Genomic DNA, 26,565 nt, shown 5'->3' with positions numbered 1-26,565 from the left:
TCAGGCCAGCGCGCCGCGGCGCTTGACCCACTGGCGCACACACCACTCGGTGCCCATCAGGCAGCCCATCAGCACATAGGCGATGAGCCCGTTGTACAGCGCCCAGGTGGCATCGCTGCTGAAGGCGGCGGTGTAGGCCGCCGCCGCGCCGTTGGCCACAAAGAACACGCACCACACGGCCGTCACCTTGCGGGTGTAGCGTACCCCGGCTGCGGGCAGGTCGGGCTCGGTCAGCCGGGCCAGGCGCTCGACCACCGTGGGCGGGTGGCGCAGGCTGACCAGAAACACCACCAGCAGCACGGCGTTGACCAGCACCGGGTAGAGCTTGACGGCCAGCGCATCGCCCTGCCACCAGGCGGCCAGCGCCAGCACCGCCGCGCCCGAGGCCACGGCCCACCAGAAGCGCTGGCGCGTGACCAGGGCGCGCAGCACGGCCAGCGCCACGAGCAGCACGGCCAGCCACTGCGGCGCCACGTGGCCCATGGCCAGGTACACGCCCAGCGGGTACAGCACCGTCAGCACCACCAGCACGGCGGTCACGATCTTGTGCATGGCGGGCAGGTTGCCGAACCGTCTCAGGAAGCGGGGGCGGCGTCGTTCACCAGCCGGTGCAGCGCGTCGACCACGTCCTGCACGGTGCGCACCGACTTGAAGGCGTCGGCGTTCAGGCGCTTGCCCACCCAGGGCTTGAGCTGCACGATCAGGTCCACAGCGTCGATGCTGTCAATGTCCAGGTCATCGTACAGGCGGGCCTCGGGGGTGATGCGGGCGGCGTCGATTTCAAACGTCTCGCGCAGGATGGCGGCGATGCGTTCGTAGATGGCTTCTTTGTTCATGTTGGATTTTTCCGTGAATGCCGCCCGGTTCAGTGCGTGCGGTTGGCGGCCACGAAGGCGGCCAGCGCCTGCACGCTGCCAAAGTGCTTGCGCGTCTGCTCCGAGTCGGCCGACATGCTCAGGCCATAGCGCTTTTGCAGGGCCAGGCCGAGCTCCAGCGCGTCGATCGAATCCAGGCCCAGGCCTTCGACGAACAGCGGCTCTGCGGGGTCGATGTCCTCGGGCGCGATGTCTTCGAGCGCCAGGCTGGAGATGATGATTTCTTTGATTTCTTGCTCAAGTTGAAGCACGGGCAGGTCCCCTGAATAGTTGTACGGACAGGTGCTCGGTCACATGGCGCGCGGCCAGCGTTTCGCTGGCAGCCGAGTCACAGAATTCTTGCACCGCGATGTCGGGCTGCACCTGGATGGTGAAGTGCGGCTTGCGCACGGGCACCTTCCACCACGGCGTGCCCTTGGTCAGCATGGGCAGGCTGCTGTGGATGTGCACGGGCGTGATGTCGATGCGCCCGCGCACCGCCACATGGGCGGCACCGCGCTGCAGCCGATTGGCGCCCTGCAGCGGCGTGCGCGTGCCTTCGGGAAAGATGATGAGGTTGTTGCCGTCCTTGAGCGAGCGCACGCAGTCTTCCAGCAGCCCCGCGCCATCGCCGTTGGTGATGAAGCCCGCCGCCCGGATGGGGCCGCGCGTGAAGGGGTTGCTCGCCAGCGCCGCCTTGACGATGCAGTCCGCATGGCGCACGAAGGAGATCAGGAACACCACGTCGATCAGCGAGGGGTGGTTGGCCAGGATCAACAGGCCCCGGCGATTCAGGCGCTCGGCGCCATGCACCTCATAGGAGATCACACCCACCCAGTCCATCAGCCCCACGAAGCCGCGAAAGCAGTAGTGGATGATGGTCTGCGACAGCTGCTGCTGGCGCGCGGCACCGCGCACAAAGAGCATGGCCACGGGGCACACCACGATACCCAGCACGATGCCGCCCAGGCCGAACACGGAAAAGCAGAACCCTGTGGCCACGATGCGCCAGGCGCGGTTGATCACTTCAAGCATGCACGCGCTCCCACATCCATCGGCCCGAGGCATGGCCACGCACCAGGCTTTGCCGCTCGCCCTGCAGCAGAAAATGCAGCGCATCGAGCCCGTGCGGCAAGGCGCCCGCCTGGCCTTCGCCCTGCGGCGCGTCGTCGTCGAGCGCCTGCAGCACGAAACCTGCTTCGCCCGCCTGCAGGGGCGCCAGCAACGCGGCCCAGGCGTATTCGGCTGCGGGCTCATCGTGGAAGGCCGCGTAGTCGGGCGGCAGCACCTCGTCGTAGCAGACCAGCAGCACCCCGGCCGCACCCGGAGGTGCATCGCTGAGCAGGCCCAGGGCTTCGACCACACCGGCCTCGGGCGCGCAGTGCGAGGAGGCAACGCAGACCGCGTTGGCGCGCATGCCGCGCAAAATGGAATGCTGGGCCCCTACGGCGTTGTGCACCGACAGGCCGAAGGCGGTGGGCGACAGGGGTTCATCCAGGGCCTGGGTGCGCAGCAGCGCCAGCGCCTTGTCGGCATCGCCATAGCGCGAGGCCCAGACCACGGGGATGTCGGCGCCGTCTGCGGGCGGCAGCACGGTGTCGGCTACGGCAACGGCCATCTTCGCCAGGTGGCCCAGGCGGCGGCGCGACATGGCGGGCACGTGGGGCAGCTCGACCGCCGTGTCCCCCACGGGGCACACCGGGGCCTTGGCCCATTGCAGCCATTGCTCCTGACTTTGCAGGCCCGGTGCTATCGCAGCCCACGCCCGAACGGCGAACGCAGCGCGCACGGCCCTCTCCTGATTTCATTGGTTAGCGTGTGCACGGCGCACACGGTTCGATTATCTCAGAAAGGCCCTTTGGGGCGACAGTTTTACCGTTACAAAAGAGCACAAATACCCACCCCAGTGCGGGTTGCGCGTGCTGGCGCAACGGTTTAGGGGTTAGTACCCACCCGTTCGGGTGGGATCCGCTTCGTTGCATACAGGCGACAGGGCGCCACCCCCACCCCTACCCTGCCCCCACTGTGTCTTACTCCTCGAACCCGAACCCCACCGCCGACACCCCGGCCGCGCTGGCCCGGGCCACCAGGTACTGGCCCGGCCCGACCACGATGGCCGTGCGCTCGAGCACGCCCGAGGGCGGCAGGTACACGTCGTATTCGATCCACTCCGCATCGGTGGGTGTGGCTGCGGCGGCCAGCGCCACCCGGGCCAGCACGGCCCAGGTGTTGCGGTTGACCAGCGACAGCGTGAGCGTGCCGGTCAGCGTGGCTGGCTGGTAGAGGGTGGTGGCCGTGGCCGCAGCCAGGTCCAGTGCAAAAAGACGTCCGTTGGCCATGTCGATCACGCTCCTGAAAGAAAGAAAACCTTGCTGCGCGACTGCACCGGCGCCCACTGGTGCACGCCGGCAACCACGAACAGCGCCAGCGGCCGGGCCTGCACCGGCGACACGGGCAGGCCGATGGCCCCGCCCGCCTGGGCGCTGACCCAGGCCTGCACCCAGTTCGTACTGGCCAGGGCCTGGCTGTTGTCGCCCGGCGGCACAGGCGTGGCGGCGGTGACGGTGCCAGTCACCGTGACGTTGCCCGTGACGGACTGGTCTCCCGCCAGCGCATTGCCGCCGGCCAGGTTGGCCTTGGTGGCCAGGCCGGTGGCGAGCTGGCCGGTTTGGCCGGCCACGCCGTCGAAGCCCAGTTCGACGCGCTGGAACTCGTCCTTGAGGACCTGCTCGTCCACGCGCTGGCCGGGCAGCGGGTTGAAGACGCGGTGGTAAAAGGAGTTGGCCATGGGTGTGGTTCCTTTGGTTGGCTATCGGTCCAGGCGCCGCGGCGTGTACACCACCGACACGCTCTGCAGCGTGTGCGGCAGCTCGTCGCGCGCGGTGCTCACGATGTTCAGGCTGAGGTCGGTGCCCACGCCGTCCAGCCGCACCTTGGAGAGCACGTTGGCCGGCACGCTGTAGTAGCTCTGGCCGTAGTTGCTCACGCTGTAATAGGCGCCGCCGGCGTTCTGCAGCACGTTGACCACGTCGGTCAGGCCCACCTCGGGCTTGCCCAGGCTGTACTCGCCCTGCACCAGCAGGCGGCAGGCGCTGCGGTTCTTGCTCTCCAGGTCCACGCGGCGAAAGCGTTTTTTCTCCATCGGGCTCTTGGTGTGGTTGAAGGCCAGGCGCAGGTAGGCCTGGATCTGCGCGCCGTCGAAGCTGCGGCCCCGGTCGGCCTCGTAGACAAAGCCGTCGTCGCTGCCGAAGAAGTTGCGCGGCTCGCCGCCGACCACCGCATCGCAGGTGCAGCGCACCGTGCGGCCATAGTCGATGGGCATGAAGGCCAGCGCGCTGCCGCCGTCGGCCGTGGGGATGGGCGTCACGCTCAGGCTCTCGCCCGTAGCGAAGAACAGGCGCATGCGCTTGTCGGCCCGGTTGACCACCGAGGCCGTGACCTGCCGCGCCTTGAGCAGCCGCTGGATGCGCGAGGACAGCGGCAGCCGCTCGAAGTTGCCGAAGGCCTGCGTGGCGCTGACCACGGCCACGCCCAGCGTGTCGAACACCAGCACACGGCCCAGGTTCTGCACGCTGCCGCGCTGGGCGCCCACGTCGTCGGCAAAGTTCACGAAGCGCCAGTCGGCGCTGCTGCTGCCGTACAGCACCCAGGTGCGCTCGGCGGCAAACACCATGAGTGCGCCGCCCTCGGCGTCCGACGGCAACACCTGGAAGCCCGTGACCACGTCGCCGGCCGCGATCTCGGCGGCGCCCACCACGGCGGACCAGCGGCAGGGGTCGCCCACGGCACTGTGCTGCACCGAGCCCTCGAAGCTGAAGAACAAATGGTTCTTGTGCGCCACGCAGTGCACCGGCTTGTCCACCCCCATGCCGGTGGCCAGGGGCACCAGCACCTCGCCGTCGAACTCGAAGCCCCGGTTCACGCCATCGGCGCCGTAGATGCGCTGCTGCCCGGCGCGGCCGTTGAAGTTGTAGACCACGGCATCGAGCCGGCCGCCAGGCAACTGGGTGATGGCCGTCTCGGCGCCGCTGGCGGTGGCGGCCACGCCGGCCGTGAAGGCGCCCGCGGTGAACGGCCCGCCCGAAGGCGCCGTGACGATGAAGCGCCCCTTGGCCGTGCCGGCTGCCCAGGTGCCCGACTCGACCACCACGCGCTTGACCATCGCGGACACGGCCCCCTTGGTGATGTTGGCGCCCACGGCCGGCTCTGCCCCGCTGCCGCCGGTGAAGGCTAGCTCGTGGTGATGGAACACCGGCATCCAGCCGGTGGCCGAGCTTTTGTAGATGCTGCAGGCCGTGGCGGCCACGTTGTCGCGCCAGGCGTAGACCGTGCCATTCAATACGGCAATGCCCCGCAGCGGCCCCGCCCCCGGCACGGCGCCAATGGCCGCGCGGTAGTGGTCGGCCGCCAGCGCCGCAAAGGCGTTGTCGTCAAAGCCGTCGATGTCCGAGGCATCGCCGTCGAACACACCCACAGCGCTGCCTGCCACCGTGAGCACCTCGCCCACGGCGAATGCGCCCGTGAGCTTTGTCACCACCATCTGCGCCGCATTGCGCAGCGCCAGCACCAGGGCCGTGGCACCCGAGGTGGCACCCGCCACCGTCTGCCCCACGGCCACGCCCGTGAAGGCGGTGGCGGCGCGCAGGCACTTGAAGGCCGCATCGCTGGGCCGGGGCCGGCCGTCAAAGCGTTCGTAGCCGCCGATGCGCTCATAGCCCTCCAGGGCCGAGCTTTCGTAGTTGATCGCCCCCGTCACCATGCCGGGGCGCAGGGTGAGCTGGGCCGACTCGGCATCGAGCCCGCCCGCGAGTGGGAAGTACTGGGTCTTGAGCGCAGGCATGCGCATCTCGCCGGTCATGCCAAGGGCCTCGCACCGAAGCCGGGCCTGGGCAGCTGCGACTGCGCCAGCGCCGAGAAGCCCATGCTGTAGTTCTGCTCGGCACGCTGGTAGACCTCGCTGGCCGCGTCGAAGCCGCCGTACTCGCGCAGCGCGCGCCAGCCGATGAGGTTGTGAAAGCGCGCCGGCAGGGCCGGCTCGTCGGCGTCGAGCACCATGTCCACCACGTCCTTCACATAGGCCGCGCGCACCATGTGCGCCGCGTCGGGCGTGGGACCCACCAGTAGCTCGCCGCCGGGCGCGATGCTCCAGCACTGCAGCGCGCCCGGCGCATGCACACCCACCAGAAAGCGCTGGCGGAACGCCTCGTAGTCGAGCCAGGCCAGCGCATGCTCGTTCACCTGCCCGTCGGCCACGCGCCAGGCGCTGGGGCGGTAGCCGTCGGCTGCAGGCTTCCAGGCGGCAAAGTCGGCCAGGGCAAAGCCCGGGGCAGCGGCTTCGGGCACCATCAGCATGGCACCGGCAGCCACCTGGCCCAGCGCCTCGCCGCGGCGAAACAGCCAGGACTCGTGCGCCAGCGCGATGTCGCGCCAGGCCCAGTTCACCCACTCGAACACGCGGGCATCGTCGCCGCTGGCCGTGGTGGCCGATGCCGGCGGGCCACCCGACAAGCCGCTCTCGCGCTTGACGGCCCGGGCCAGTTGCAAAAAGTTCATGGTGCGCGCCCTCCCCGCTCAGCTTTTGCGCTGCAGGGGAAAGCGGGGCTTTTCGACCCAGCGCATCCTGTCGATGTTTTCGGGCTCTTCCGGGTCGGCCTCGCGCACCGTGTAGGCCAGGCCTTCGATGTGGTCGGCCATCTCCACCGGCACGCGCACCCAGCGCTCGCGCTGGATCTGGATCTGGTAGTTGTTGAGCCCGAAGAACGGCTGCTGCGGCTCGTGCAGCTCGCCCTTGAAGAGCTTGATCTCGCAGGTCTGGCCCGAGAAGCCGTGCTGCTGCACGGCGACGTCGATGTCGGTGTCGGTGCCAGCGGTGGGTTCGGCCAATGCGGCGGCCTTGGGTTGTGCTTTTGCCATGGGGGTGTTCCTTCCAAAGAAGGGGCCGGCAGCGTGCCGGCCCGGGGGTTGCTATGCCAGGGTCAGGCGGACACGCCGTGCTCGATGCGGGTCATCCAGGCGTCGTTCAGGATCGCCGCCGCCGACCACATCTTGAAAGCCACATGCCCGCGCTGGCCCATGGGGTCGCTGTCGCTGGGCTTGGGGTTGACCACGATGGGCGTGAGGCCCGAGCCCGATGCCGACAGGTTCACCGTGGCATAGGCCTCCTTGCCGACGATGACCGACTGGTACACGTCCACGGCCGTGCCGCCCAGCATGCCGTTCAGCGTGGCATTGCCGGCGTTGACCAGCGGCGCGTACAGCGTGGACGAGACGAAGCGGATGTTCTCGAACGAGCCGATCTCGTTCTCGCACAGCGGCTTGAAGGTGCCATAGTTCTGGATGCGCGTGTAGCCGGCTGGGAAGAACGCGGGGTTCTGCAGGTCCATCTCCACGTTGGGGTGCACGAAGCACACGTAGCACGGCGGGATGGGCAGCGTGCCCACGCCGTCGGTGGCGTTGAGCACGGTGGTCAGCGCCCGCGCATCCTGCGCCTTGAGCTGGCGGATGGCGCGGCGCGCCACGTTGGCCGTCATGGTCGTGTTCACCGTGTTGCGCGCCACGCCGTTGGCGTACAGCACCTGCGTGCCGGCCTTGATGGTGTTGTACAGGATCAGCTCCTGCGTCTGGCCCGCGGTCTCGCCCAGCGAGGCGCTCAGTTCGCTGAGCACCGGGTCTTCGTGCGTGTCGGCAATCACGTCGGTGATCTGCACGCGCTGGCCATACTGTTCCAGGTTGGCCGACACGTCGGTGCTGGTGATGTTGCCCTGCACGGGCGTCACGCCCTCGGTCAGCGGCGTGGTGGTGGGCGCCAGGCGGCCATAGCGGCGCCACTTGACCACCTTGGTCTTGCCCTTGGGCACGGCAGTCACCACGGCAAACTTGGCCATGTTCAGAGAGGGCTGGGCACGCTCCAGCATCTTGTCCACCGCATAGGCGGCGGTACGGGGGGTGATGTCACCGTAAACGGTCATATCGATTGCTCCTCATCGGGAAAATTGGGTACGGGTGTCCAGGCGCTGCGGGTGGCCGCAGCGCCCGTCTATGGAGCGCGTGGGGGCGCCGGGCCTTGCGTCAGCCGGCGCGCGTCAGGCGCTGGCGCCGAAAGAAGTCCAGCGACGCCTCGAAGTCGTCCTCAGGGGGCAGCCCGCCCTTGGCGCCGCTGGCGCGCGAAGGCAGGCCCGCCGCCGACTGCAGCCGCGCGGCATTGGCGCTGGCGCGCTGGGCGGCCGGCTGCTGGGGGTAGTGGGCAATGGGCGCACGGCCCGCGCGGCGCAGGTGCGCGTCGTAGGCGTCCATCACCGCGATGGCCTCGCCCGGGTCCTGCCCCTGGTAGAAGGCCGCCTGAATGGGCTGTGGCTGGGTGTGGATCCAGGCGCTGAAGTCCGTGCTGCGCACCACCTCCACGGCATTCGGGTAAGTGGATTGGAAGGTCTGCATCGCGGCCTCGTAGGCGGCGCTGCGTTGCTCCTGCGCGCGCTGCTCCTGCTCGGCGCGCAGGCCGTGCAGCGGCTCGACCATGCGGGCGGCGGTCTGCTCGGCCACCGTCGCGGCCTGCGCATCCACGGCCTGCAGGGCCTGCTGCACGGCGCCCACCAGCCCATGCAGCTCGGGGAACTGCTGCACCTTCTGGGACAGCTCGGCCAGCCGGGCTGCGGCAGCGGATCCATCCGCGGCAGCGCCCGGCGCGGCCTTGCCGCCACTGCCCTTGAGCTGGGCGTTCTCCTGCAGCAGGCGGTCGCGCTCGGCCCGCGCCTGGTTCAGGTAGCGGTTGAGCTGGCCCACGCGGCCCATCTCGCTGCGCGCCTTGTGCAGCTCTTCCTGCGTGCGGCGCAGCAGCTCGGCGGGGTCGGGGTTGCCGGCCCTTTCGGTGTGCTGCGCGGCGCTGGATGCAGGTGCGCGCGCACGGGTCTGCGCTGCATCGGTGCCTGAGGCTTCGGCGCCCATCGCCGCTGCTGCGGGCAAGTCCCCATCGGGGCCTGCCGGCATGGCGGAGGTGGGCACCTGTGCGTCACCACCCGTTTCCACACGCTCCTGGCGCAGCGCATCCAGCGCCTGCGCCATCTGGTCCTCGGCATCCATCGCGCTGGCGGCGCCCTCGCCGGGTTCCCGGCTGGCTGCGGAGGTGGAGTGGTTGCTGTTGCTGTAGCTGCTGCTGTCGGTGGCGTTCATGGTGCGGTCTATCCTTCTTCGGCATGGCCCGCGCGGACCAGAGGCAGTGGTGGTTGCTGACACCGGGCACATCGCCCGTGAAAGCAATGTCCGCGAAGAGGCGACCGCGCTGAAGGGGTGGCATATATGCCGCCATTTCAAAGGCCCTCCAAGTCGAGAGGAGTGATGAGGATGGTGGTGTTTCACGGCACGCCAAGCGAAAAAAAAAGCCCGCACTCGGCGGGCTTGATTTATCGGATTCCCATCAGATGTCGGGAAAATTCTGGCTGACGAAAGACTCCACAAAGGCGAGCGCATCGGGCTGCAGCCGGTCGATCTGGCATACCTCCTGGTAGCTCCTCCAGAACATCTGCACCCGATCTGTCACGCCCGGTGGAAAATCCATCTGCCTGGCCACGATCTCCTGCCACGACCCCTGATCGCGGTACACTGCGGCCAGTCGCGGCTGCATGGCAACCAACGCAGCGTTCTGTGCCTCTCCCAACTGGCCGATCACGTCCAGAAAATAGCTGTCCAGCAGCCTCAGAAAGGGCTTGCCTGCGTAGCGATCCATCTCAATCCTCCTTGGGTTTATCGGGGTTCAGCTCTGTCGTGAGCGGAGCCTTGTTTTTACTATCTTTCCGGCAAAGCCTGGCCATTGACTGGCCCTTCTCCACGGTTTTTCGGCTTTTTCTTTTTGTTGGCTGGCGCGCCCGCAGGGATTGCCCATTCCGAATAGCCACCCCGAGCTCCATCGTCGGGGTGAAGAGCTCGCCAAAATGGCGAGCCAGGGGTGTGTTGCTCCTGAGGGACCAAGCGCATCACACCGGCCTCGCCATGAGCAGCCGACCTGGAGGCATGCTCCCACACCCAACCCGCAGGAGTTTTGCGCCCCCCGTCGATGACACTGCACCCATCACACCCGGGATCAGCCGCTCCATCATCTGTGCAAACTCAGGATCGAGAACAAAGGCGCCATCAAGGGCCGCATTGGCGCGATTGAAATGCACCGCCCGGCTTCTTCCAAAGTCCTCCAGCTTCAACTTCATCTCGAAAGCTACCGTGTAGGCGTGGGAAGCCCAGGGCAATCCGTCAGCCCCCATCTTGGGCCACAACGCCTTGCGAGAATCGGCTTGCGCCTCACCGCTTTCAATCGATGGGCCTGTTCTATCGCCCACATCCGGCATCGCGAGATCTTCCGATCCAGCATACCCACCAGCCATGCCGGACTGCATGGATTCCGCCACCTGCGCGCCAAGGGGCGCAGCCCTTTCCGCAAAGGCGGGTAATGGGACGTCTTGTTCCTGAGCCAGCACTTTCTTTGCACGCGACGCGCTGCGTGGTGCCACATGCAGCTGGTTGCCAGGCATCTCGAGAAGATCGCCTTCGGGGATTCCAGCCTTTCTCAGCCGTGCCAATGCCGACTGCCCGTTGCTCACCACCGACAGGGTCCCTTCGCTGAGCAACTTCATGCGCGTTGGCAACGCCGGTGCAGCACCGTCGGCGCCGCCCAACGGATCGAAGGAGCGTTCGGCCGGCTCAGACACCTCTTGCCTGCTGGCAAGAAGCTTCCCAGGCAACAACGACAAAACCTCCTGCGCTCGCCTCGCGCTGCCTGGCTCCACCATCACCCCGCCTGGACTTGCAAAGATATCCGAGAGCGCTATTCCCGCCTGCTGAAGTGCTTCACCTACGAGGACGGGGTCCCCCCGCACGGCCAAGGTACCGCTGTCCAGCACCTCCATCCGGGATATGGCGGCCATTGCAGACGGCGAGTCTTGCGCGCCCCGCTCCCGTTGCACCGAATCCGCCTGCACAGGCGTGGACTTCATGGCGCTCGCTGTCGCGGCCTGCGGCGCCTCGAAGGGCAGATCGTCGGTACGTGGCCAGCCTGCCTCACGACCTTGTGCTTCATTGGGACCACCGTGCCGACTGCGGCCATCGCCACCCAACTCCTTCGGTCCTGCCGAACTCTCACGCTCGGGGGCAGGCAGGTGCGGCGATGGCTGATACGGCGTCTCGGGCGGAATATCACCTCCGGGAACATCGTCTGCAGAAACGGACGCCACAGCATTGATACTCCCGGGGCGCCTTCGCCCCCTGGCGCCCGACGCAATGCCGAACAGTGCGCCTGCAGCAGCTTCGTCGAGGTACTGAGCCACCTGGCCCTGGCCATACGGATCACGGCCGGCCCCCCACTCCTCGGGCACACGCTGCACAGCCTCGGTGCCGCCCTGCACTGCCATCTGGGCGCCCATGGACTTGCCCAGGCGTTCCAGTGCATTGCCCTTGAAGGTCTTGGCGGTCAAGGCATCCAGGCCGATCCTGTCCGCGAGCGTGTCGATGGCCGTAGAGACCGTGGCACCGGTCAGCATCACAGGCAGGTCGATGGGGTTGCCGGTCCTGTGGGCCTCTTCGGCCGCGTCGCCATAGACGGAACCAAAGGTCTGAACGGTGTTGTTCAGCGCAATGCCGACCGCCTCGCCCAGCGCCTTTCTGCCCAAGGTGTTGGCGATCAGGCCACCCATGCCGGCCGAGAGAACGGTGGTTGCATGTCCGTTTTCATTGGGCGATGCAGCACTGGCGCCAAAGCCTGGCCCGGGCGGGGCACCAGCGTCCGGCTACCCAAGCAACAGGAGAGCCCTGTCCGCACTGCCAGGCGACACCAGCACGCGATCAACTATCTGGATCAGTTCAGCCGTACCGATACCTGCCCGTTGCAGGCGCGAAATGGTGGCTGCCGGATTGTCGCCAGCTACCGCCCGCAAGCCCCTGTCCAACAATGTGATGCGCAATGCTGCGGGGCGGCCTGGAGCGCTCAGGCTTGTGCAGCATCGGTGCGTGCGGCTGCGGCGCCCACACCCGCCCCGACCGCTTCGACTATCGCCGCAGCAATTCTGCAACCAGGGCGAGCAAGGTCACTGCCGCGAACAACGCATAGACCGCCACGACGGCTTTGGCCCAGCGATCCCCGGCCTTGGAGCGGCTCCAGATCAATGCGATGGAGTAAGGGCTTTTTCTGGCGGCACAGTAGAGCGCTGGCGCCAGAAGCCCTGTGGCCAAAAGCAGCAGATAGGCAATGGGCAGCAATGGATGAATGCCGTAGAAGAACTGGAAGAGTATCTGCAAGAAAACGCTCACTCAATGTCGATGGGAAAAACCGAAGAGGCATCCAGGCGGGCGCTCGGTCGCTGAACAGCGGCAAGGCAGCTGTTTGCACTAACCCTCAAGCGCCGTCACGCCGTCGCCTCTTCACCACAGCACCCCGATCAGCGCAAACGCCCCGCCCAGTACGAACATGGTCTGGAACAGCATGCTGCGCAGCTTTTCGTCCGCGCTTTCGCCGGACCACGACTCCACGCCCGTGAGCTGGATCACCGAGCCCCAGGTGGCGAAGATCGCACCCAGGGCGGCCAGGACCTTGCCCATGTCGTCCGGAAAGACCAGCTCCAGCGGCCGGCCCAGGCCCGAGTACATGATGACCAGCAGCATGAACACCCCCACGATGGCCAGGCCCGAACGCCAGAACTGGGTGCGCGTGCGCAGCAGGCGCGCGAGCGATGCCTGGCGCATGGCCTCCAGCTCGGTGCCGGTGCTCCATGCGCCCGCGTTGTAGCGCGCCAGTTGGTCTACGGGCTGGATGATGATGGCCAGGTCATGCGCCGCCGCCATGTCGGCGAAGCGCTTGCGGCTGAACAGAAACGCCCACAACGTCGGAAAGGTACTGAGACGCTTGGGCACCACGGGGGGCACCGGGGACGGCATGCTAGGTTTCCGCCCTCTTTCGCGCTGGCAGCAGCATCCCATGCACGGCGCCCTGCGAGGGTGCGGTGCAACGGTGCGTGAAGTGGGAAATGCGATCTACTGCCATCCCTGGATCATAGGGGCAGGTGGCACAGGTGCAATAAAACAATGGCCGGCTCGGCGCACCCGCCCGAGTTCACTTCGCCAGCAGCCTGCCCTTGAGGTTCTGGAATTCCAGCTCGGTGATCGTGCCATCGGCCCGGAGCTTGCCCAGCTTCTGCAGCTCATCGGCCACCGAAACCGGCCCTGCAGCGGCAGGCGCTTGCGCGGCTGGCGGTGCCAGCACGGGTGCCGCAACCGGCATCACCGCCGCAGCAGGAGCACTCACCTTGCGGTACTTCGCAGCCTCCACGCCCGCCTGCGCCACCAGCTCGTTCACCACCTGCGCATCGACCTCGATCAGGGTGGGGTTGGCGCCCAGGCCCGACAGCTGTATGCGCAGGGGCTGCGTGCGGGCCCGGTCCACGGTGGCGGGCGTGAGGTCGATGAAGATTTCTTCCGCGTAGGAGCAGCCGCTGCGGCACGACACCACCCGTGCGCCCAGGCGGCCGAGCTTGAGGCTTTCGCCCGCATCCGTCTGCGCCACCGACAGCGCCTTCCACGAGCTTGCGCGGTAGATCTCGTAGTAGTGCACGTAAAAGTCGACGTCGCCCGTGGCCTTGCTTACCAGGGCCGACAGCGTCCAGCGCCGCACGTCCATCGCACCGGCTTCGCGGCTGACGGGCTGCGCCTCCAGCTTGGCGAAGCGGTAGAAATCACCGGTACCCGGCTGGAGGGCACCGCGCTTCTTGGCCGCTGAGTCCTTCACACTGCCGCCGAGCGGCGGTGCAGGCGTATCGGAAAACACGCCCCGGTTCATGGCCTCCATGTTCGTGGCCTGCTGGGCAAAGGCCGCAGCGGCGCTCAGCGCCATGGCGGCCACGGCCAGATTTTTTGCAAGTCCCTGCATGCGTCTCCCTCTCGACTTTGTTGTGTGGGCCCGGCTCTCACCAGGCAGCCGCGCGATCATAGAACCTGCCTACAGCAACGCCGCAGATGCCGCGGCAGATGACACAGGCGCTAAAAGGACAAAGGGCCCACCCGCGCAGGGCCGATGCAGAGGCAACCCCGCCTTGCCCGGCATCACACCCCGGCGCCCACGCCTGGCGCCATTTCCACCGAATAGAACACCCGCCGCAGCTCCGCATCGTCCGACTGCACACTGGCCTGCACCTGCTCGGCAAAGTGCGCCAGGAAGCGCTGTGCGGCGAGCGACGGGGTTTCGTTGCTGCGGCGGATGATGCCCACGGTGCGCGGGGCGAACTGCTCGCGCAGCTGCAGCGCCACCATGCTGCCGCGCAGCGACGCGGTCTCGGCCAGCGGCCAGGGGCAGAAGGTGAGCATGTCGGTCTTTTGCACCAGGGTCAGCATCAGCGCGGCCGACTGGGCCAGGTGGATGTGGTGGCGCGGCACGGCGGCGCCGTGCTGGGTGAAGAGCTGGTCCATCAGCTCTTTTTCACCGCCGGGGCCGAAGTTGAGCACCCAGTCATCGCCCAGCAATTCGTGGATGGACGATGCGCCCGCACGCGGGTGGCCGGCGCGGGCCATCACTGTGGCCTCGTAGGTGAAGAGCGGCGTGGACTGCAGGCCCAGCATCTCGTCGGACGCGGCGATGCGGCCGATCATCAGGTCCAGGCTGCCCTCGCGCAGCTTGGGGTAAGCCAGGGCCGAGAAGCCGTCGAACAGCTCCAGCTGCACATGCGGCATCTCGGCGCGAAACGGCGGCAGCACGCGCGCCAGCAGGGTCTGCGCCACCCAGGGCGTGATACCGATGGACAGGCGCTGCGGCGCGCCCGCGTCGCGGTGGCGGGCCAGATCCTGTTCGGCCTGGTGCATTTGCTCCAGGATGCGCTGGGCGTGCTGCACCAGGTCGCGCCCGGCGGGGGTGAGGCCAATGCCGCCGCTGTGCCGGGTGAACAACGCCAGCTGGCAATCTGCCTCCAGTTCGCGCATGCCCTGGGTGACGGCCGCCTGCGTAACGCCCAGCGCACGCGCCGCCGCGCGGATGCTGCCATGCGCGGCCACCGCGGCGATGTAGCGCATCTGGTGCAATTTCATGGTGGCCATTATGGGTGCCCGCAGGCCCCGGCCGCCCTTGTAGCCCTGCCACAGCACAACCCTGTGACAACAGCAAGACAAGCACCGCCATGCGGTGCAAGGCAGCCCCTGTCTGCCGCCGGGAGGGTGGGGTTTCTAGACTTTGCCTGCATACCGCACACCACTCCAAGAACCGCCATGAACCAGGTCACCGAACGAGACAACGAACAAAAACAGCAACCGCACCAGCTCGCCCATGCGCACGGCAGCGCCTGCGCCGCCGACCCCGTGCTGCCCGGCATCCGCGCCATCGAGGCAGAGATGGTGGCGCTGCGCCATCACATCCATGCGCATCCCGAGTTGGCATTCGAAGAATTCGCCACCGGCGACCTGGTGGCAGCGCGCCTGGCCGAGTGGGGCTATACCGTGCACCGGGGCCTGGGTGGCACCGGCGTGGTGGGCACGCTGCGCCTGGGCAGCAGCCCGCGCGTGCTGGGCCTGCGCGCCGACATGGATGCCCTGCCCATCCACGAGGAAACCGGCCTGCCCTACGCCAGCACCCACCAGGGCAAGATGCACGCCTGCGGGCACGATGGGCACACCGCCATCCTGCTGGCCGCGGCGCGCCACCTGGCAAAGGAGCGCAGCTTCGACGGCACGCTGCACCTGATCTTCCAACCTGCCGAAGAGGGTCTGGGCGGGGGCCGCAAGATGATCGAGGACGGCCTGTTCGAGCGCTTCCCCTGCGACGCCATCTTCGCCCTGCACAACATGCCCGGCCACCCGGTGGGCACCTTCGGCTTCATGGGCGGGCCGTTCATGGCCTCGTCGGATTCGGTCACCATCACGGTCAAGGGCCGGGGCGGCCACGGCTCGGCCCCGCACCTGGCGGCCGACCCGGTGGTGGCGGCCGCGCACATCGTGCTGGCGCTGCAGACCATCGTCTCGCGCAATGTCGACCCGCGCGAGATGGCCGTCATCTCCGTGGGCGCCATCCACGGCGGCGATGCGCCCAACGTGATCCCCGGCAGCGTGCTCATGCGCCTGACGGTGCGCGCCTACCGCCCCGAGATCCGCGCCATGCTGCGCGAGCGCATCACCGCGCTGGTACAGGCCCAGGCCGCCACGCTGGGCGTGCAAGCCGAGGTGGACTACCACTGGCGCTACCCGGCTCTGGTGAACGACGTGGCCAGCACCGACTTTGCACGCCAGGTCGCGCTCGACTGGCTGGGCGAGGACGGCCTCATGCCCAACCTGCAGCCCCTGACCGGCAGCGAAGATTTCTCCTTCATGCTGGAGCAGTGCCCCGGCAGCTACCTCATCGTGGGCAACGGCGTGGGTGATACGCATGGCAGCGGCGGCTGCATGGTGCACAACCCCGGCTACGACTTCAACGACGCATGCCTGCCGCTGGCATCGACCTACTGGGTCAAGCTGACGGAGCGCTTTCTGGCAGCGCCGGCCTGATCCCTGCTTGCCCCGCCCACTCACCCTGTTCGCAACCCCTCACCTCCACGGCCCCCGACCATGCACATGCCCATCTCCCGTCTGTTGACCCCCTTCTTCGCCGTGCGGCCAATGCGCCGGGGCGCCCTCGGGCTTGCCGTGGCTGCGGCGGCATGGGCATGCCATGCGCCCGCCGCCCTGGCCCAGGGCGCGCCAGCCTGGCCCACCAAGCCGGTGAAGATCGTCATTGGCTACCCACCAGGCGGCTCGGTGGACCAGGCCGCCCGCATCATCAGCGACGCGCTGGGCCCCAGGCTCGGCGCCACGCTGGTCATGGACAACCAGGGCGGTGCTGCCGGCGCCATTGCCGCGCAGCGCGTGGTCAGCAGCCCGGCCGACGGCTACACCCTGCTGGTCGGCTCCAGCAACGAGATGGCCGCCACCGGCCTGGTGAACCCGGCGCAGAAGTACGACCCGCTCAAGGACCTGGCACCCATCGGCCTCATCGCCACCGCCCCCGTGCTGCTGGTGGCCGGCCCCAAGACGGGTGTGAAGACCCTGGCCGAGTTCATCGACCTGGCAAAGCGCAACCCCGGCAAGTTCAGCTACGGCAGCTCGGGCGTGGGCTCCACGCTGCACTTCGCGGGCGAGCTCATCAAGCAGCGCGCCGGCATCTTCATGACGCACATCCCCTACCGCGGCACCGCCTCGCTCACCAGCGACCTGGCCGGCGGCACGCTGGACTTTGCGATGCTGTCGCCCACCGCCGCCCTGCCCTTCATCCAGAGCGGCCGCCTGGTGCCCCTGGCCATCACCAGCGCCGCGCGCAGCCCGGCCCTGCCCAACGTGCCAGCGCTGGCCGAGCACCCGCTGCTCAAGGGCTATGACCTGGTCGGCTGGTTCGCCATGGCCGCGCCGCGCAACCTGCCGCCCGCCCTGGCCCAGCAGCTCACCCAGGGCCTCAAGGCCACCCTGCAGGACCCGGTCGTGCGGCGCCGCCTCGAAGACGCCGGCATGGTGCTGCCCACCCCCCAATCCAACCTGGCCACGCTGATGCGTGACGACATGGCGCAGTACGCCAAGCTGGTGGACTTTGCCAAGATGAAAGACTGACCGCCTAGTCAGTGCGTGCGATCATGCGGCAGACCTATTTGTTCTTCCAACGGCCTGCCCATGACGACCACTACTGCCACCCCCGAACAATGCGCCGCCCTGCGCACCGCGCTGCTGGCGCTGCACCGCCACCTGATCGAGCTGGAGCGGCGCGACTATGAGAAAGTCCACGGCCGCCAGTCGGCCGGCGAGTTCCTGCAGGTCATGGCCTATGCCGAGTCCATGCGCTGGCTGGAGCCGCTGAGCCGCCTCATCGTGATGCTCGACGAGGCCATGGAGCCCGACAACGCCGATGCCGCCGAGGCACCCCACATCGTGGCAGGTCGCGTGCGCGAGATGCTCAAGCTGGAGCATTCGGCCGAAGCGGATTTTTCAGGGCACTACCAGCGGCACTTTCACACCTCGCCGGAGCTGGCGATGGCGCATGCGGCGGTGATCAAGGCGCTGGGGTAGGACTGCACCTGGGCTCGCAGGGGCGCTTCCTGCGGTGCAGTTCAGCCAGCCTCATCGGGCTGAACGAGATTGATCAGATTACCGCAGGTATCCTCCAGCAGCACCATCGTGATCGGCCCCGCGCGCATGGGCTCGCCGCGGAACTGCACGCCATTGGCCTTGAGCCGCGCGTAATCGCCCGCCAGGTTCTTGGTGATGAAGGCAGTGGCCGGGATGCCCGCCTCGAACAGGGCCCGCTGGTACACGGCCGAGGGCGGAAACGCCATGGGTTCGAGCACCAGCTCTACGCCCTCCACCCCATCGGGCGAGTGAACGGTGAGCCAGCGGAAGGTGCCCATGGGGATGTCCTTGTCCTTCACGAACCCAAGCTGGGTCGTATAGAACTTCAGGGCCTTTTCCTGGTCGTCCACGAGGACGCTGGCGAGTTTGATCTGCATGGTGGTCAGCTCCTCAAAGCGGTTTGCGCGCTACTGCATTGAGCAGGGTTTCCTCGCGATCCTTGGGCACGCCAAAGCCCATCCATTCCAGGGCGCCCAGGTCTTTGCGGCTCCACCACAGGTAGGGCATGCTAATGTGCTCGGGCTTCACCTCGAAGCCGGCTTCGCCCAGCATCGCCAAAAACTCTGGCGCGCTGCGCTGCACATGCATGGGGTGGCGAAACAGCAGCCGGATGGCCAGGCTGTGGATGTACGCGCGGGTGCTCTCGGCCAGCAGCAGGTGGCCGCCCGGCTTGAGCACACGAAAGATCTCGGCCAGCGCGGCCTGCTGGTCCACGATGTGGTGCAGGGTCTGGTGGCACAGCACCAGGTCCACCGATGCGTCGGGCAGCGGGATGTGCTCGGCATGCGCGTGGTGCAGCGTGACAGGGGGGCTGACCGTCTGGCGCATCGCTGCGCTGCGCTCGGCAAAATCCGGCTCGGGATCGAGGGCATGGATCTGGCTGGGGCGAAAGCGCTCCGCCAGCTCCGGAATGGAGTGGCCCAGGCCGGTACCGATGTCCAGCACGGCACCGCCCTTGGGCAGGTCGGGTGCCAGGCGCTGCAGGTCGTTGAGGGCGCGCTGCAGCACATGCACGCGCCAGGTCGCGGTGGACAGGAACCACAGGCCGAAGCGGGTCTCGGGGACGAAGGCGGGTGACGCTGTAGCGGCCGGGGGGGACGAAAGAGAGGGCATGGATGGGCTTTGGCTGGGGGCCTGTTCGGACGGCTTTTTCTTCAATAGATGATAGGTCAAGAGAAGGCCCGGCCCCCTATCCCCTGGTTCATGGAACGGTAACAGGCATCGGCCCCTGGGCCGCAACCCCCCATTGCACCACAATCATTTGAATTCAAATGATTGTGGTAAAATCGTTTCCCATGAAAGAAGCCCTGCCCGACCCACGCCACCGCATCGGTATCCGCCTTGTGGGCCTGGCACGCCGCTGGCGCCAGACGCTGGATGCCCGGCTGTCCGCCAGCGGCCTGAGCGATGCCACCTGGGCGCCGCTGATGCACCTGCACGAACTGGGCAGCGACAACGACGTATCGCAGAGCACGCTGGCGGCGGCCGTGGGGCTTGATGGCTCGAGCCTGGTGCGGCTGCTCGACATCCTGGTGGAGCGCGGGCTGATCGAGCGCCGCCCCCACCCCGAGGACCGCCGCGTGAAGCTGGTGCACCTGACGCCCGCCGGCCGGCGCACCGTGGCCGCCCTGCGCAAGCAACTGCAGGCCATCGAGTCGGAGCTGCTGGCCGACATCGGCGAGCAGGACGCGCTGGCGATGCTGCGCGCCTTCGAGCGCATCGAGGCGCGCATCGCCGCACAGTGAAGCACCCCCTGAGTCGCTTCGCGCCTTCACCCCTCTCTCGACTCGCTGCGCGAGTCGGGAGGGGGACGCCCCCGGTGCACGCAAGCGAAGCGCCGCCTACGCGGGGTGGCGGCCCTTGCACGGGGGCACTGGCCTGGGCTGCGCCAGTTGCAGAGGTTATGGGCAGCACCTAACACCATTGAAAACTGACATGCAGAACCGCGCCGTACCTTCATCATCTACCCATTCCACCAGCTCGCACCTGGCCAGCCTCCTGCGCCTGCTGGCACCCGCGCGCCTGCGAGAGAGCTGCGCCATCACCCCCCTGCCCTCGCTGCGCAATGCCGCCGTGGTGGGCCTGCAGACCGGGCTGGCGGTGCTGATCTCCGCGGGGGCCACGCACCTGTCGCCGTGGGCGCACCTGGTGGGCTATGCGGCGCTGGGCGCGCTGGCGGCGCTGCTGGGGCGCTTTGCACCCGTGGGCCAGCGCATGCCTGCCGTGCTGCAGGCGGGCGTGCTGCTCGTCGGCGCGGTCGCGCTGATGTCAATATTGGGCTTGGCAGGCGCAACACCGGCCGCCCTGCTGCTGTGCCTGGGCCTGCTGGCCGGCGCAGTCTCGTGGCTCGCCGGCCGCTGGCGCCTGGGCCCGCCGGGCGCAGTGATTTTCGTCTTTGCGGGCTGCGCAGCCATGGTGCCGGTGGATGACTGGCAGGCCGCCGGCGCCCGCGTGCTCTTCACCCTGGCCGGCGTCGCCACGGCCCTTGCCGTCTGCCGCGCCACCGACCGGTTGCGCTCAGCGCCCGCAGCGCCGCCTGCCGCACCCGCTTTGCAGGCACCGTGGCTGGCCTTTGCCCGCATTGCCCTGTGTAGTGCCAGCGCCGGCCTGCTGGCCCTGGCCGCCGGCTGGCAGCACCCCGCCTGGGCCGCCATCGGCGCCATGGCCGTGCTGCAGGGCGGCCACCTGCACACCACCATGCACCGCGCAGTGCAACGCACCCTCGGCACCCTGGCCGGCGCAGGCCTGGCCTGGCTGATCCTGGCGCAGCACCCCTCGTTCTGGCCGCTGCTGGCGGCCGTCATCATGCTGCAGCTGGCCACCGAGGTGGTGATCGGCGCCAACTACGCGCTGGGCCAGGTCTTCGTGACCCCCATGGCCCTGCTCATGACCTCGCTGGCAGCGCCTGCGGCGAGCAGCGGCATGCCACTGGCGCGCGTGCTCGACACCGTGCTCGGCGCGCTGGTGGGCATGGCGTTTGCGGTGGTGTTCTCGACGCTGAAGGACAGGGTCCATCTGGCGCAACACCATGAGAACGCGCGGCCATAGAAGCGCGCCCTCAGGTCAGTTGGCACCGCCCGCTACATAGGCGCGCAGGGCTTGTGTGAATTCAAGGTCCGGGCAGGCATGGCCGCCTTCATCGGCGCGCAAGATTCTCGCGTGCGGCGCCATGGCCCAAACCTGCCGCAACAACTCCAGCAAGGCACGCAGCGTCTGCTCGTTCCAGTCCGGCCCCATGCGATAGTCCATCGAGAGACCACCGGACTCCACACTCACCGTGAGCGGCGGCAGCTCCACGTCCCCCACTCGCAGGCCGGCAAGGCAGTGCCGAAAACTGTCGACCCTGCCCTGCACGAAGTCCCTTGCAGGATGGGGCACATCGCGCACCAGAACATCCTGCTGCAGGTCGATGCGCCACAGTGTTGAATCGCCCGCTCCAGAGGACTCGCCCCTGAGCCATTCGTACACCGCGACGATCTGCTCTGGCGACAGATCCTCGACGAAGATGTCCGGCAGCGAGCCGTCGTCCACCTCAAAAAGATGCCGCAGAATCGGCCACCATGGCGTGGTCATATCATGGCCTTGGCTTGCCCGGCGCAACAAACCGTGCGACCGCATCCACCACCCCTGGCGCCAGCGGCTGGCCCGGGTTGGCATAGGTCGCCATGTTGGCCGCAGGGTCGTCTGTGAGCACGGCCTTGAGCACATGGTTGGTGTCAGGCAGCAGCACCAACTGGGCAGCGGGCTTGGCCTGGGCCAGCAGGCGCGCGTCCTGCACGCCCACCTGCAGGTCGCGCTCGCCCTGCAGCACCAGCACGGGCTTTTGGGTGGTGGCAATGAGCCTGGCCGGGTCTTGCGCAAAGGCGCTGATCAGAAAGCCCTGCACTGACTCGTTGAACAAGGGCTGCAAGGCAGGGTGCAGGCTGGCAGTGTCCACACGGCCGCCGCCCTCCAGCTTGGTGATCGCAGCCAGCGCCTGGTCCAGGATGGGCGCGTTGGCCGGGTTGGCGCGCCATTGGTCACTCAATTGGTCGCGCAACACCTGGCCCAGGGGCCGGCCGGGCGTGGCCACCAGCAGCAGGCCGCAGATGCCCTGCACCTCACTGCCGCTCTGCGCAGCGGCCAGCGCGACCAAGCCGCCCTCGCTGTGGCCCAGCACCCACACGCAGGGCACACCGGTGGTGCGGCGGATGGTGCCCACCCAGCTGTGCACGTCGGCCGCATAGTCGGGGATGGTGACGGCATTCGCATCGGCCACGGCCTTGGCACTGCCGAACATGCCGCGCTTGTCGATGCGCACCGTGGCAATGCCCCGGGCCGCCAAGTCCTGCGCGAGCAGCTTGTAGGTGGCGGCATTCACACCCAGGGGGTCATTGCCCTCGCGGTCCGTGGGGCCCGAGCCGGGCACGATCAGCACCACGGGCGCGCCCGGCTTCGCAGGCGACAGCAGCGTGCCCTTGAGCGGCGCCAGCGGGCCACGGGCTTCGATGGGCTTATCCCGCGTGCCGGCGGCGGGCTGTGCTGCGGCGGCCAGCGATGCGGCCACCGCCGCCAGGGCCAGGAGGAGTGCTTTCATGTGGCCAAGTATTGCCGATGTGCAGCCATCGGCCGTTACAAGGGGTGGCTTCGTGGATGCACCGGCGGGGCTGCTGTCAAACCCGCGGGCTACCCCTCAGCCCCGGCCTTGCCCCCATCCACGCCTTTGACATCGCCATCGCCGCCGTGCGGAACCGCGCCGCGGGCCGCACCACCAGATGTAGACCTACCGCAGGCGCCCGCGTCGACCCGACCCACCCGAACGGGTGATCACGTGTCTTTCGTCTGTCCACGAGGCGCCAAAGCTGCTAGAACACGCGCCATGAACCGAACCCGCCCTTTACCCCAGCGCATCACCCCCTGGCTTCTGGCACTGACGGCCTGGTTGCTGCTCGCCGCGACACCGGCACCCGCCACGGCCACCACCGTCAGCGCTGGCTATGACACCTCGTGCTCGGTGTCCGACACCGGGGCCGCGCAATGCTGGGGGGCCATGGCGCTGGCAAAGACCAGCACGGCCGGCATTGCCGACGTTCGCGTGGGCAAGGGCTTCGGTTGCGCCCTGCTCAAGACCGGCACCGTCAGTTGCTGGGGCACGATGGGTGGCCTCTCGCTGGGCGCCGCGTCTGCGGACACGCTGGGTACACCGATCACCGGCATCTCGGATGCCATACAGCTGGTGGCAGGGGCCAGCCATGCGTGCGCACTCAGCCGTTTCCGCGAGGTGTACTGCTGGGGTGACGGCAGCCAGGGCCAGTTGGGCGAGCCGCTGCGCGCGACACCCACGGCCGAGGCGACCAAGGTGCCAGGCTTCTCGGGTACATGGCGCATTGCAGCCGGCAATGGCAGCACTTGTGCAGCGCTGACCATTCGCACCGTGGTCTGCGTGGGCGCCGGCAGCCTGTTGGAAGGGGCGCAGTCCGATCCAGGCAAGGCCCGCACGGTGCCAGGCATCCACAATGCATACGACGTATCGATCTTCGATGGCCATGCCTGCGTGCTGCTGGGCAATGACAAGGTCGCCTGCTGGGGCAACAACCAGCATGGAGAATTGGGCGTGCCCGCCAGTAGCGGCGTGGCCACCAGTCCTGTCGACGTGGCGGGCCTCTTGGGCCCCGTCAAGGCCCTCACGGCGGGCCACCGCTTCACCTGTGCGCTGCTGGCCAACGCCACACTCCAGTGCTGGGGCAACAACGCCAACGCCCAGTTGGGCACGGGCCTTCCCTACGCAGATAGCCAAGCGCCCACGCAGGTCGTGGGCATCACCGAGGCCGCCGAGGTCAGTGCAGGACAGGGGTATGCGTGCACCGCCCTGTACGGCGGGTACGTCAACTGCTGGGGGAAGCCAGAGCCCCTCCAGGCGATGGGCCATGGACTGTGCGATACGCACATTGCCACGTATCCCGGCTTCGACTATGTCGCATCCCGCGACAACCTTCCGGTGTGCCATGCCAGGCTCACCGGTGCGATCACCCCCTATTCCGTGCAGGGCCTCGGGCCCGCCCACGACATAGGCCTGGTGCTCGACTGGGCCGAAAAGACCTTGCCCTCGCTGTTTCCCGCGCGGTCGCATTCTCTGGCCGACCCACTGCAGGACTTCTACACCGAGAACTACCCAGGCGGCCACACCCTGGCTGTCACGGGCCATGGCACGCCCCGCCTGTTCTACCAAGGGCCGGAAAGCGGCGGCAGCGTGGTAGAGCTGGGAACCCTGGCCCACTGGGCGCAACTGGCCGCCCGGCCCGCCCTGGCACTGCAGGCCACCGTGTGGATCGACTACATGCCAGGCCCTCCCAGCCCCGGCTGCAACAACCTGTTTGCCGCCTACGCGGTGCGCGCCGGAACCACCGGTTTTCCCGCCGGTTTCAGGGCCACGTCGGTGCGGCTGGAAAAGCCCAGCCTGGTGGTCGATGTGCCCGTGCGGGACCAGTATCTTTACGCACGTTTGACGACTGCCGCCGACTGGCTCTCCAACCGCGGCCGATTGCCCGGCGCACCCATCCCGCCCGGAATGATGGAAGAGCCGGTTTACAGCGGCGTCGCCCAAGGCTGCCCCCCGGCCGGTCTGACGCCCGGCGACGACGTGGATGTAGTGCTCTTCTACACCACGGACCAGGGGAGCGGGTCGCTGCGCGTCAAGGCCAAGGGAGCGATTCTGGCGACTTCCTGACCCTGAGGGCCTGCGCTGGTCGCCAGCGAAATCTCTTTGGCCAAACCCGCTTTCCCACCCATGAAGTCCTTGCCATGAACGCCCACCGATTTTTACTACAGCGGCAGCGCATTGAAGTCTGGCTTCTCGCCCTGGCCGCCGGGCTATTGCTGCTGCTGGCCGCGGCGCCATCCCCCGCCCGGGCAACCACGCTCAGCACCGGGTACGACACCTCGTGCTCCGTCTCCAACGACTGGGTGGCGCAGTGCTGGGGTGCGGTGCCGCTGGCCAAGACCGGCACCGCGGGCATTGCCGACCTGCGCGCAGGCAAGGGCTTCAATTGCGCGCTGCGCAAGGACGAGACCGTGAGCTGCTGGGGCGACATGGGCAGCCTGTCGTTCGGCCCCGCGACAGGCGACACGCCGGGCCAGGCCATTGCGGGCGTGCGGCAGGCCACCCAGCTGGCCGTGGGCGCCACCCACGCCTGCGCGCTCAGCCGGGGGGTGGTGTACTGCTGGGGCGATGCCAGCCGGGGCCAGCGCGGTGCACCGGTGAGTCCTGCGCCATCGGCCCAGGCCACCTACGTGGAGGGCCTGTACCAGGTGGTGCGCGTGGCCGCCGGCAACGGCAGCACCTGCGGGGTCAAGGGTGACGGTACCGTGTGGTGCTACGGCAGCGGTAGCCAGATCACCGCACCGGGCGGCATGGCCCCCGCTCCCGGCACGGGCACCATGGTGCCGGGCATCAGCGACGCGGTGGACGTGTCGCTCTTCGACGGCCACGGCTGCGTGCTGCGCAAGACGGGGGCTGTGGCCTGTTGGGGGAGCAATGCCAACGGCGAGCTGGGCGTAGCGGCCGATGCCAGTGTGCGAAGCGCCCCCGTCGAGGTGATCGACCTCGGCGGCGCAGCCAAGGCCGTTTCCGTGGGACCGGGCTACACCTGCGCCCTGCTCACTACCGGAACGGTGACGTGCTGGGGCGCCAAGGCAACGGGCATGGGCGCCTACCTCAAAACGCCCACCCCCGCCTCCGGCCGGGTGATCGGTATCAGCGATGCCACTGCCATCGCCGCAGGGCAACAACACACCTGTGCCGTGCTGGACGGCGGCTACGTCAACTGCTGGGGCAAAGGCGGCGGCCTGGGCCACCTGCTGTGCAACACATCGGGGGCGTACTATCCCAACGTGGACTACCAGGCGCCCGTCTTCAACATATCGGCCTGCATCGGCGACAGTTCGTCCACACCCTACGCCGTGTTCGGGCTGAGTCCGCTGGAAGATGCCATGCTGGTGATGGACTGGGCCGAAAAATCCCTGCCAGGAACATTCCCCCTACCCTACGGCTCCTGCTGCGGAACCGACCGCATCCCGAACTACTACGCACGCTACTACCACCCCGACAAGGGCGCTCTGGCCGTCAACGGCCACGGCACGCCGCACCTGATGTACCTGGGCCCCGACAGCGGCGGCCAGCTGCGCGACCTGGGTCGCCTGGCCCAGTGGGCGCGGCAGGCGCGCGCCTCGCAGCCCGTTACGCCGCCCATCAACACCACGCTGCAACTGCTGCGGACACTGGTCACCGTGGACTTCTTTCCCGGGGCTCACCGCACCGGTTGCGACAACCTGTACGTCTGGTACCAGTTGAGCGCCACCGCTGGCAACGCCCTGCCCGCGGGGTTCACGCCGACCTCGGTACGGCTGCTCAAGGGCGACACCTATGTCGATATACCGAACGTCCGCGAGGACAGCAGATCCCCTGTGTCACCTGACACCTACCTGGGCACGGCCGGGGGCTGCCCCGCCACGTTGATCCGTGGCGACGACGACGTGGAGGTCGTGCTGTACTTCACCATCGGCGGCGAGGCGGGGCAGGTGCGGGCCAAGGTGAAAGTGATGGAAACGTCCTGAGGGCCAGCCCCCACGGCGCCAT

The 26,565-nt window shown here is 68.0% G+C and carries 29 protein-coding genes; 7 read left to right on the top strand and 22 right to left on the bottom strand.

What is annotated here, in order from left to right:
• From ACSQ3Y_RS16070 to ACSQ3Y_RS15985, 18 genes are all read right to left on the bottom strand, one after another.
• Positions 1–552, bottom strand: a complete 552-nt coding sequence (locus tag ACSQ3Y_RS16070; protein WP_436178035.1) for a hypothetical protein — start codon at positions 550–552, stop codon at positions 1–3.
• Positions 553–575: 23 nt separating this feature from the next.
• Positions 576–836 carry an acyl carrier protein gene (locus tag ACSQ3Y_RS16065; protein ID WP_436178034.1) on the bottom strand — a complete coding sequence of 87 codons (261 nt, stop codon included), beginning with the start codon at positions 834–836 and terminating at the stop codon, positions 576–578.
• A gap of 29 nt (positions 837–865) precedes the next feature.
• Positions 866–1,126, bottom strand: a complete 261-nt coding sequence (locus ACSQ3Y_RS16060) for a phosphopantetheine-binding protein (protein WP_436178033.1) — start codon at positions 1,124–1,126, stop codon at positions 866–868.
• Complete coding sequence (locus ACSQ3Y_RS16055) at positions 1,113–1,889, bottom strand: lysophospholipid acyltransferase family protein (RefSeq protein WP_436178032.1); 777 nt, start codon at positions 1,887–1,889, stop codon at positions 1,113–1,115. Before ACSQ3Y_RS16055 ends, ACSQ3Y_RS16060 begins: the two co-directional genes overlap by 14 nt.
• On the bottom strand, positions 1,882–2,643 hold the full coding sequence (locus ACSQ3Y_RS16050) for a beta-ketoacyl synthase chain length factor (RefSeq protein ID WP_436178031.1): 762 nt from the start codon (positions 2,641–2,643) through the stop codon (positions 1,882–1,884). The genes ACSQ3Y_RS16055 and ACSQ3Y_RS16050 overlap by 8 nt, the downstream gene beginning before the upstream one ends.
• A gap of 241 nt (positions 2,644–2,884) precedes the next feature.
• Positions 2,885–3,193: a hypothetical protein gene (locus ACSQ3Y_RS16045; RefSeq protein ID WP_057203445.1), complete on the bottom strand. Its 309-nt coding sequence runs from the start codon at positions 3,191–3,193 to the stop codon at positions 2,885–2,887.
• 5 nt (positions 3,194–3,198) lie between these two features.
• On the bottom strand, positions 3,199–3,642 hold the full coding sequence (locus ACSQ3Y_RS16040) for a hypothetical protein (protein WP_436178030.1): 444 nt from the start codon (positions 3,640–3,642) through the stop codon (positions 3,199–3,201).
• 21 nt (positions 3,643–3,663) lie between these two features.
• Positions 3,664–5,712 (bottom strand): hypothetical protein, encoded by a 2,049-nt coding sequence (locus ACSQ3Y_RS16035; protein WP_436178029.1) that lies wholly within the window; start codon positions 5,710–5,712, stop codon positions 3,664–3,666.
• The gene (locus ACSQ3Y_RS16030) at positions 5,709–6,407 is read right to left on the bottom strand and encodes a phage adaptor protein (RefSeq protein ID WP_436178028.1); all 699 of its coding nucleotides are present in this window, start codon (positions 6,405–6,407) and stop codon (positions 5,709–5,711) included. Before ACSQ3Y_RS16030 ends, ACSQ3Y_RS16035 begins: the two co-directional genes overlap by 4 nt.
• Positions 6,408–6,425: 18 nt before the next feature.
• The gene (locus ACSQ3Y_RS16025; RefSeq protein ID WP_436178027.1) at positions 6,426–6,767 is read right to left on the bottom strand and encodes a hypothetical protein; all 342 of its coding nucleotides are present in this window, start codon (positions 6,765–6,767) and stop codon (positions 6,426–6,428) included.
• A 62-nt stretch (positions 6,768–6,829) separates the two neighbouring features.
• On the bottom strand, positions 6,830–7,822 hold the full coding sequence (locus ACSQ3Y_RS16020) for a N4-gp56 family major capsid protein (protein WP_057203384.1): 993 nt from the start codon (positions 7,820–7,822) through the stop codon (positions 6,830–6,832).
• 100 nt (positions 7,823–7,922) lie between these two features.
• Entirely contained in the window at positions 7,923–9,020 is a 1,098-nt protein-coding gene (locus tag ACSQ3Y_RS16015; protein ID WP_436178026.1) for a hypothetical protein, read from the bottom strand.
• Positions 9,021–9,264: 244 nt separating this feature from the next.
• On the bottom strand, positions 9,265–9,573 hold the full coding sequence (locus tag ACSQ3Y_RS16010) for a hypothetical protein (RefSeq protein WP_057203386.1): 309 nt from the start codon (positions 9,571–9,573) through the stop codon (positions 9,265–9,267).
• A 247-nt stretch (positions 9,574–9,820) separates the two neighbouring features.
• A complete protein-coding gene (locus ACSQ3Y_RS16005) occupies positions 9,821–11,527 on the bottom strand; it encodes a hypothetical protein (RefSeq protein WP_436178025.1) in 1,707 nt (568 codons plus the stop codon).
• A 352-nt stretch (positions 11,528–11,879) separates the two neighbouring features.
• Positions 11,880–12,128 (bottom strand): hypothetical protein, encoded by a 249-nt coding sequence (locus ACSQ3Y_RS16000; protein ID WP_436178024.1) that lies wholly within the window; start codon positions 12,126–12,128, stop codon positions 11,880–11,882.
• 123 nt (positions 12,129–12,251) lie between these two features.
• Positions 12,252–12,764, bottom strand: a complete 513-nt coding sequence (locus ACSQ3Y_RS15995; RefSeq protein WP_436178023.1) for a hypothetical protein — start codon at positions 12,762–12,764, stop codon at positions 12,252–12,254.
• A 175-nt stretch (positions 12,765–12,939) separates the two neighbouring features.
• On the bottom strand, positions 12,940–13,752 hold the full coding sequence (locus tag ACSQ3Y_RS15990; RefSeq protein ID WP_436178022.1) for an SHOCT domain-containing protein: 813 nt from the start codon (positions 13,750–13,752) through the stop codon (positions 12,940–12,942).
• Positions 13,753–13,925: 173 nt separating this feature from the next.
• The gene (locus ACSQ3Y_RS15985; RefSeq protein WP_235516179.1) at positions 13,926–14,900 is read right to left on the bottom strand and encodes a LysR family transcriptional regulator; all 975 of its coding nucleotides are present in this window, start codon (positions 14,898–14,900) and stop codon (positions 13,926–13,928) included.
• A gap of 300 nt (positions 14,901–15,200) precedes the next feature.
• Here ACSQ3Y_RS15985 and ACSQ3Y_RS15980 point away from each other — a divergent pair, with 300 nt between their 5' ends.
• From ACSQ3Y_RS15980 to ACSQ3Y_RS15970, 3 genes are read left to right on the top strand one after another with little or no spacing between them, the layout of a single operon-like run.
• Positions 15,201–16,346, top strand: a complete 1,146-nt coding sequence (locus ACSQ3Y_RS15980; RefSeq protein WP_436180125.1) for a M20 aminoacylase family protein — start codon at positions 15,201–15,203, stop codon at positions 16,344–16,346.
• Between the two features lie 60 nt (positions 16,347–16,406).
• A complete protein-coding gene (locus ACSQ3Y_RS15975) occupies positions 16,407–17,438 on the top strand; it encodes a Bug family tripartite tricarboxylate transporter substrate binding protein (RefSeq protein ID WP_436178021.1) in 1,032 nt (343 codons plus the stop codon).
• A gap of 60 nt (positions 17,439–17,498) precedes the next feature.
• Positions 17,499–17,891 (top strand): hypothetical protein, encoded by a 393-nt coding sequence (locus tag ACSQ3Y_RS15970; protein WP_057203392.1) that lies wholly within the window; start codon positions 17,499–17,501, stop codon positions 17,889–17,891.
• A 41-nt stretch (positions 17,892–17,932) separates the two neighbouring features.
• Here the strand turns inward: ACSQ3Y_RS15970 and ACSQ3Y_RS15965 are convergent, their stop codons facing one another.
• Together ACSQ3Y_RS15965 and ACSQ3Y_RS15960 are read right to left on the bottom strand one after the other, a co-directional pair.
• The gene (locus tag ACSQ3Y_RS15965) at positions 17,933–18,328 is read right to left on the bottom strand and encodes a VOC family protein (protein WP_057203393.1); all 396 of its coding nucleotides are present in this window, start codon (positions 18,326–18,328) and stop codon (positions 17,933–17,935) included.
• Between the two features lie 13 nt (positions 18,329–18,341).
• Positions 18,342–19,064: a class I SAM-dependent methyltransferase gene (locus ACSQ3Y_RS15960; RefSeq protein ID WP_436178020.1), complete on the bottom strand. Its 723-nt coding sequence runs from the start codon at positions 19,062–19,064 to the stop codon at positions 18,342–18,344.
• Between the two features lie 182 nt (positions 19,065–19,246).
• On the opposite strand from ACSQ3Y_RS15960, the gene ACSQ3Y_RS15955 reads away from it, so the two are divergent.
• Both ACSQ3Y_RS15955 and ACSQ3Y_RS15950 read left to right on the top strand, forming a co-directional pair.
• Positions 19,247–19,696 carry a MarR family winged helix-turn-helix transcriptional regulator gene (locus ACSQ3Y_RS15955; protein ID WP_436178019.1) on the top strand — a complete coding sequence of 150 codons (450 nt, stop codon included), beginning with the start codon at positions 19,247–19,249 and terminating at the stop codon, positions 19,694–19,696.
• Positions 19,697–19,886: 190 nt separating this feature from the next.
• A complete protein-coding gene (locus tag ACSQ3Y_RS15950; protein WP_436178018.1) occupies positions 19,887–20,999 on the top strand; it encodes an FUSC family protein in 1,113 nt (370 codons plus the stop codon).
• Between the two features lie 15 nt (positions 21,000–21,014).
• On the opposite strand, the gene ACSQ3Y_RS15945 is transcribed toward ACSQ3Y_RS15950, so the two are convergent.
• Both ACSQ3Y_RS15945 and ACSQ3Y_RS15940 read right to left on the bottom strand, forming a co-directional pair.
• The gene (locus tag ACSQ3Y_RS15945) at positions 21,015–21,524 is read right to left on the bottom strand and encodes a hypothetical protein (RefSeq protein WP_436178017.1); all 510 of its coding nucleotides are present in this window, start codon (positions 21,522–21,524) and stop codon (positions 21,015–21,017) included.
• 1 nt (position 21,525) lies between these two features.
• Entirely contained in the window at positions 21,526–22,527 is a 1,002-nt protein-coding gene (locus ACSQ3Y_RS15940) for an alpha/beta hydrolase (RefSeq protein ID WP_436178016.1), read from the bottom strand.
• A 282-nt stretch (positions 22,528–22,809) separates the two neighbouring features.
• Between ACSQ3Y_RS15940 and ACSQ3Y_RS15935 the strand changes: the two genes are divergently transcribed.
• Both ACSQ3Y_RS15935 and ACSQ3Y_RS15930 read left to right on the top strand, forming a co-directional pair.
• Positions 22,810–24,657, top strand: coding sequence for an RCC1 domain-containing protein (locus ACSQ3Y_RS15935; RefSeq protein ID WP_057203398.1), 1,848 nt, complete (start codon positions 22,810–22,812; stop codon positions 24,655–24,657).
• Between the two features lie 74 nt (positions 24,658–24,731).
• Positions 24,732–26,543 carry an RCC1 domain-containing protein gene (locus ACSQ3Y_RS15930; protein ID WP_436178015.1) on the top strand — a complete coding sequence of 604 codons (1,812 nt, stop codon included), beginning with the start codon at positions 24,732–24,734 and terminating at the stop codon, positions 26,541–26,543.
• Positions 26,544–26,565 lie beyond the last annotated feature (22 nt).

It is taken from the genome of Acidovorax sp. LjRoot66 (assembly GCF_964253305.1).
Classification (GTDB): Bacteria; Pseudomonadota; Gammaproteobacteria; order Burkholderiales; family Burkholderiaceae_C; genus Acidovorax.
The sequence above is the reverse complement of the archived record's forward strand: the minus strand, read 5'-3'. Positions and strand labels throughout refer to the sequence as shown.

Bases quoted from the DNA above. Each gene is read 5' to 3' on its own strand.
- ACSQ3Y_RS16070 (WP_436178035.1), bottom strand. From the start codon at position 552: ATGCACAAGATCGTGACCGCCGTGCTGGTGGTGCTGACGGTGCTGTAC.
- ACSQ3Y_RS16065 (WP_436178034.1), bottom strand. From the start codon at position 836: ATGAACAAAGAAGCCATCTACGAACGCATCGCCGCCATCCTGCGCGAG.
- ACSQ3Y_RS16055 (WP_436178032.1), bottom strand. From the start codon at position 1,889: ATGCTTGAAGTGATCAACCGCGCCTGGCGCATCGTGGCCACAGGGTTC.
- ACSQ3Y_RS16045 (WP_057203445.1), bottom strand. From the start codon at position 3,193: ATGGCCAACGGACGTCTTTTTGCACTGGACCTGGCTGCGGCCACGGCC.
- ACSQ3Y_RS16040 (WP_436178030.1), bottom strand. From the start codon at position 3,642: ATGGCCAACTCCTTTTACCACCGCGTCTTCAACCCGCTGCCCGGCCAG.
- ACSQ3Y_RS16035 (WP_436178029.1), bottom strand. From the start codon at position 5,712: ATGACCGGCGAGATGCGCATGCCTGCGCTCAAGACCCAGTACTTCCCA.
- ACSQ3Y_RS16030 (WP_436178028.1), bottom strand. From the start codon at position 6,407: ATGAACTTTTTGCAACTGGCCCGGGCCGTCAAGCGCGAGAGCGGCTTG.
- ACSQ3Y_RS16025 (WP_436178027.1), bottom strand. From the start codon at position 6,767: ATGGCAAAAGCACAACCCAAGGCCGCCGCATTGGCCGAACCCACCGCT.
- ACSQ3Y_RS16020 (WP_057203384.1), bottom strand. From the start codon at position 7,822: ATGACCGTTTACGGTGACATCACCCCCCGTACCGCCGCCTATGCGGTG.
- ACSQ3Y_RS16015 (WP_436178026.1), bottom strand. From the start codon at position 9,020: ATGAACGCCACCGACAGCAGCAGCTACAGCAACAGCAACCACTCCACC.
- ACSQ3Y_RS16010 (WP_057203386.1), bottom strand. From the start codon at position 9,573: ATGGATCGCTACGCAGGCAAGCCCTTTCTGAGGCTGCTGGACAGCTAT.
- ACSQ3Y_RS16005 (WP_436178025.1), bottom strand. From the start codon at position 11,527: ATGGGTGGCCTGATCGCCAACACCTTGGGCAGAAAGGCGCTGGGCGAG.
- ACSQ3Y_RS15995 (WP_436178023.1), bottom strand. From the start codon at position 12,764: ATGCCGTCCCCGGTGCCCCCCGTGGTGCCCAAGCGTCTCAGTACCTTT.
- ACSQ3Y_RS15990 (WP_436178022.1), bottom strand. From the start codon at position 13,752: ATGCAGGGACTTGCAAAAAATCTGGCCGTGGCCGCCATGGCGCTGAGC.
- ACSQ3Y_RS15985 (WP_235516179.1), bottom strand. From the start codon at position 14,900: ATGAAATTGCACCAGATGCGCTACATCGCCGCGGTGGCCGCGCATGGC.
- ACSQ3Y_RS15980 (WP_436180125.1), top strand. From the start codon at position 15,201: ATGGTGGCGCTGCGCCATCACATCCATGCGCATCCCGAGTTGGCATTC.
- ACSQ3Y_RS15975 (WP_436178021.1), top strand. From the start codon at position 16,407: ATGCACATGCCCATCTCCCGTCTGTTGACCCCCTTCTTCGCCGTGCGG.
- ACSQ3Y_RS15970 (WP_057203392.1), top strand. From the start codon at position 17,499: ATGACGACCACTACTGCCACCCCCGAACAATGCGCCGCCCTGCGCACC.
- ACSQ3Y_RS15965 (WP_057203393.1), bottom strand. From the start codon at position 18,328: ATGCAGATCAAACTCGCCAGCGTCCTCGTGGACGACCAGGAAAAGGCC.
- ACSQ3Y_RS15960 (WP_436178020.1), bottom strand. From the start codon at position 19,064: ATGCCCTCTCTTTCGTCCCCCCCGGCCGCTACAGCGTCACCCGCCTTC.
- ACSQ3Y_RS15955 (WP_436178019.1), top strand. From the start codon at position 19,247: ATGAAAGAAGCCCTGCCCGACCCACGCCACCGCATCGGTATCCGCCTT.
- ACSQ3Y_RS15950 (WP_436178018.1), top strand. From the start codon at position 19,887: ATGCAGAACCGCGCCGTACCTTCATCATCTACCCATTCCACCAGCTCG.
- ACSQ3Y_RS15945 (WP_436178017.1), bottom strand. From the start codon at position 21,524: ATGACCACGCCATGGTGGCCGATTCTGCGGCATCTTTTTGAGGTGGAC.
- ACSQ3Y_RS15940 (WP_436178016.1), bottom strand. From the start codon at position 22,527: ATGAAAGCACTCCTCCTGGCCCTGGCGGCGGTGGCCGCATCGCTGGCC.
- ACSQ3Y_RS15935 (WP_057203398.1), top strand. From the start codon at position 22,810: ATGAACCGAACCCGCCCTTTACCCCAGCGCATCACCCCCTGGCTTCTG.
- ACSQ3Y_RS15930 (WP_436178015.1), top strand. From the start codon at position 24,732: ATGAACGCCCACCGATTTTTACTACAGCGGCAGCGCATTGAAGTCTGG.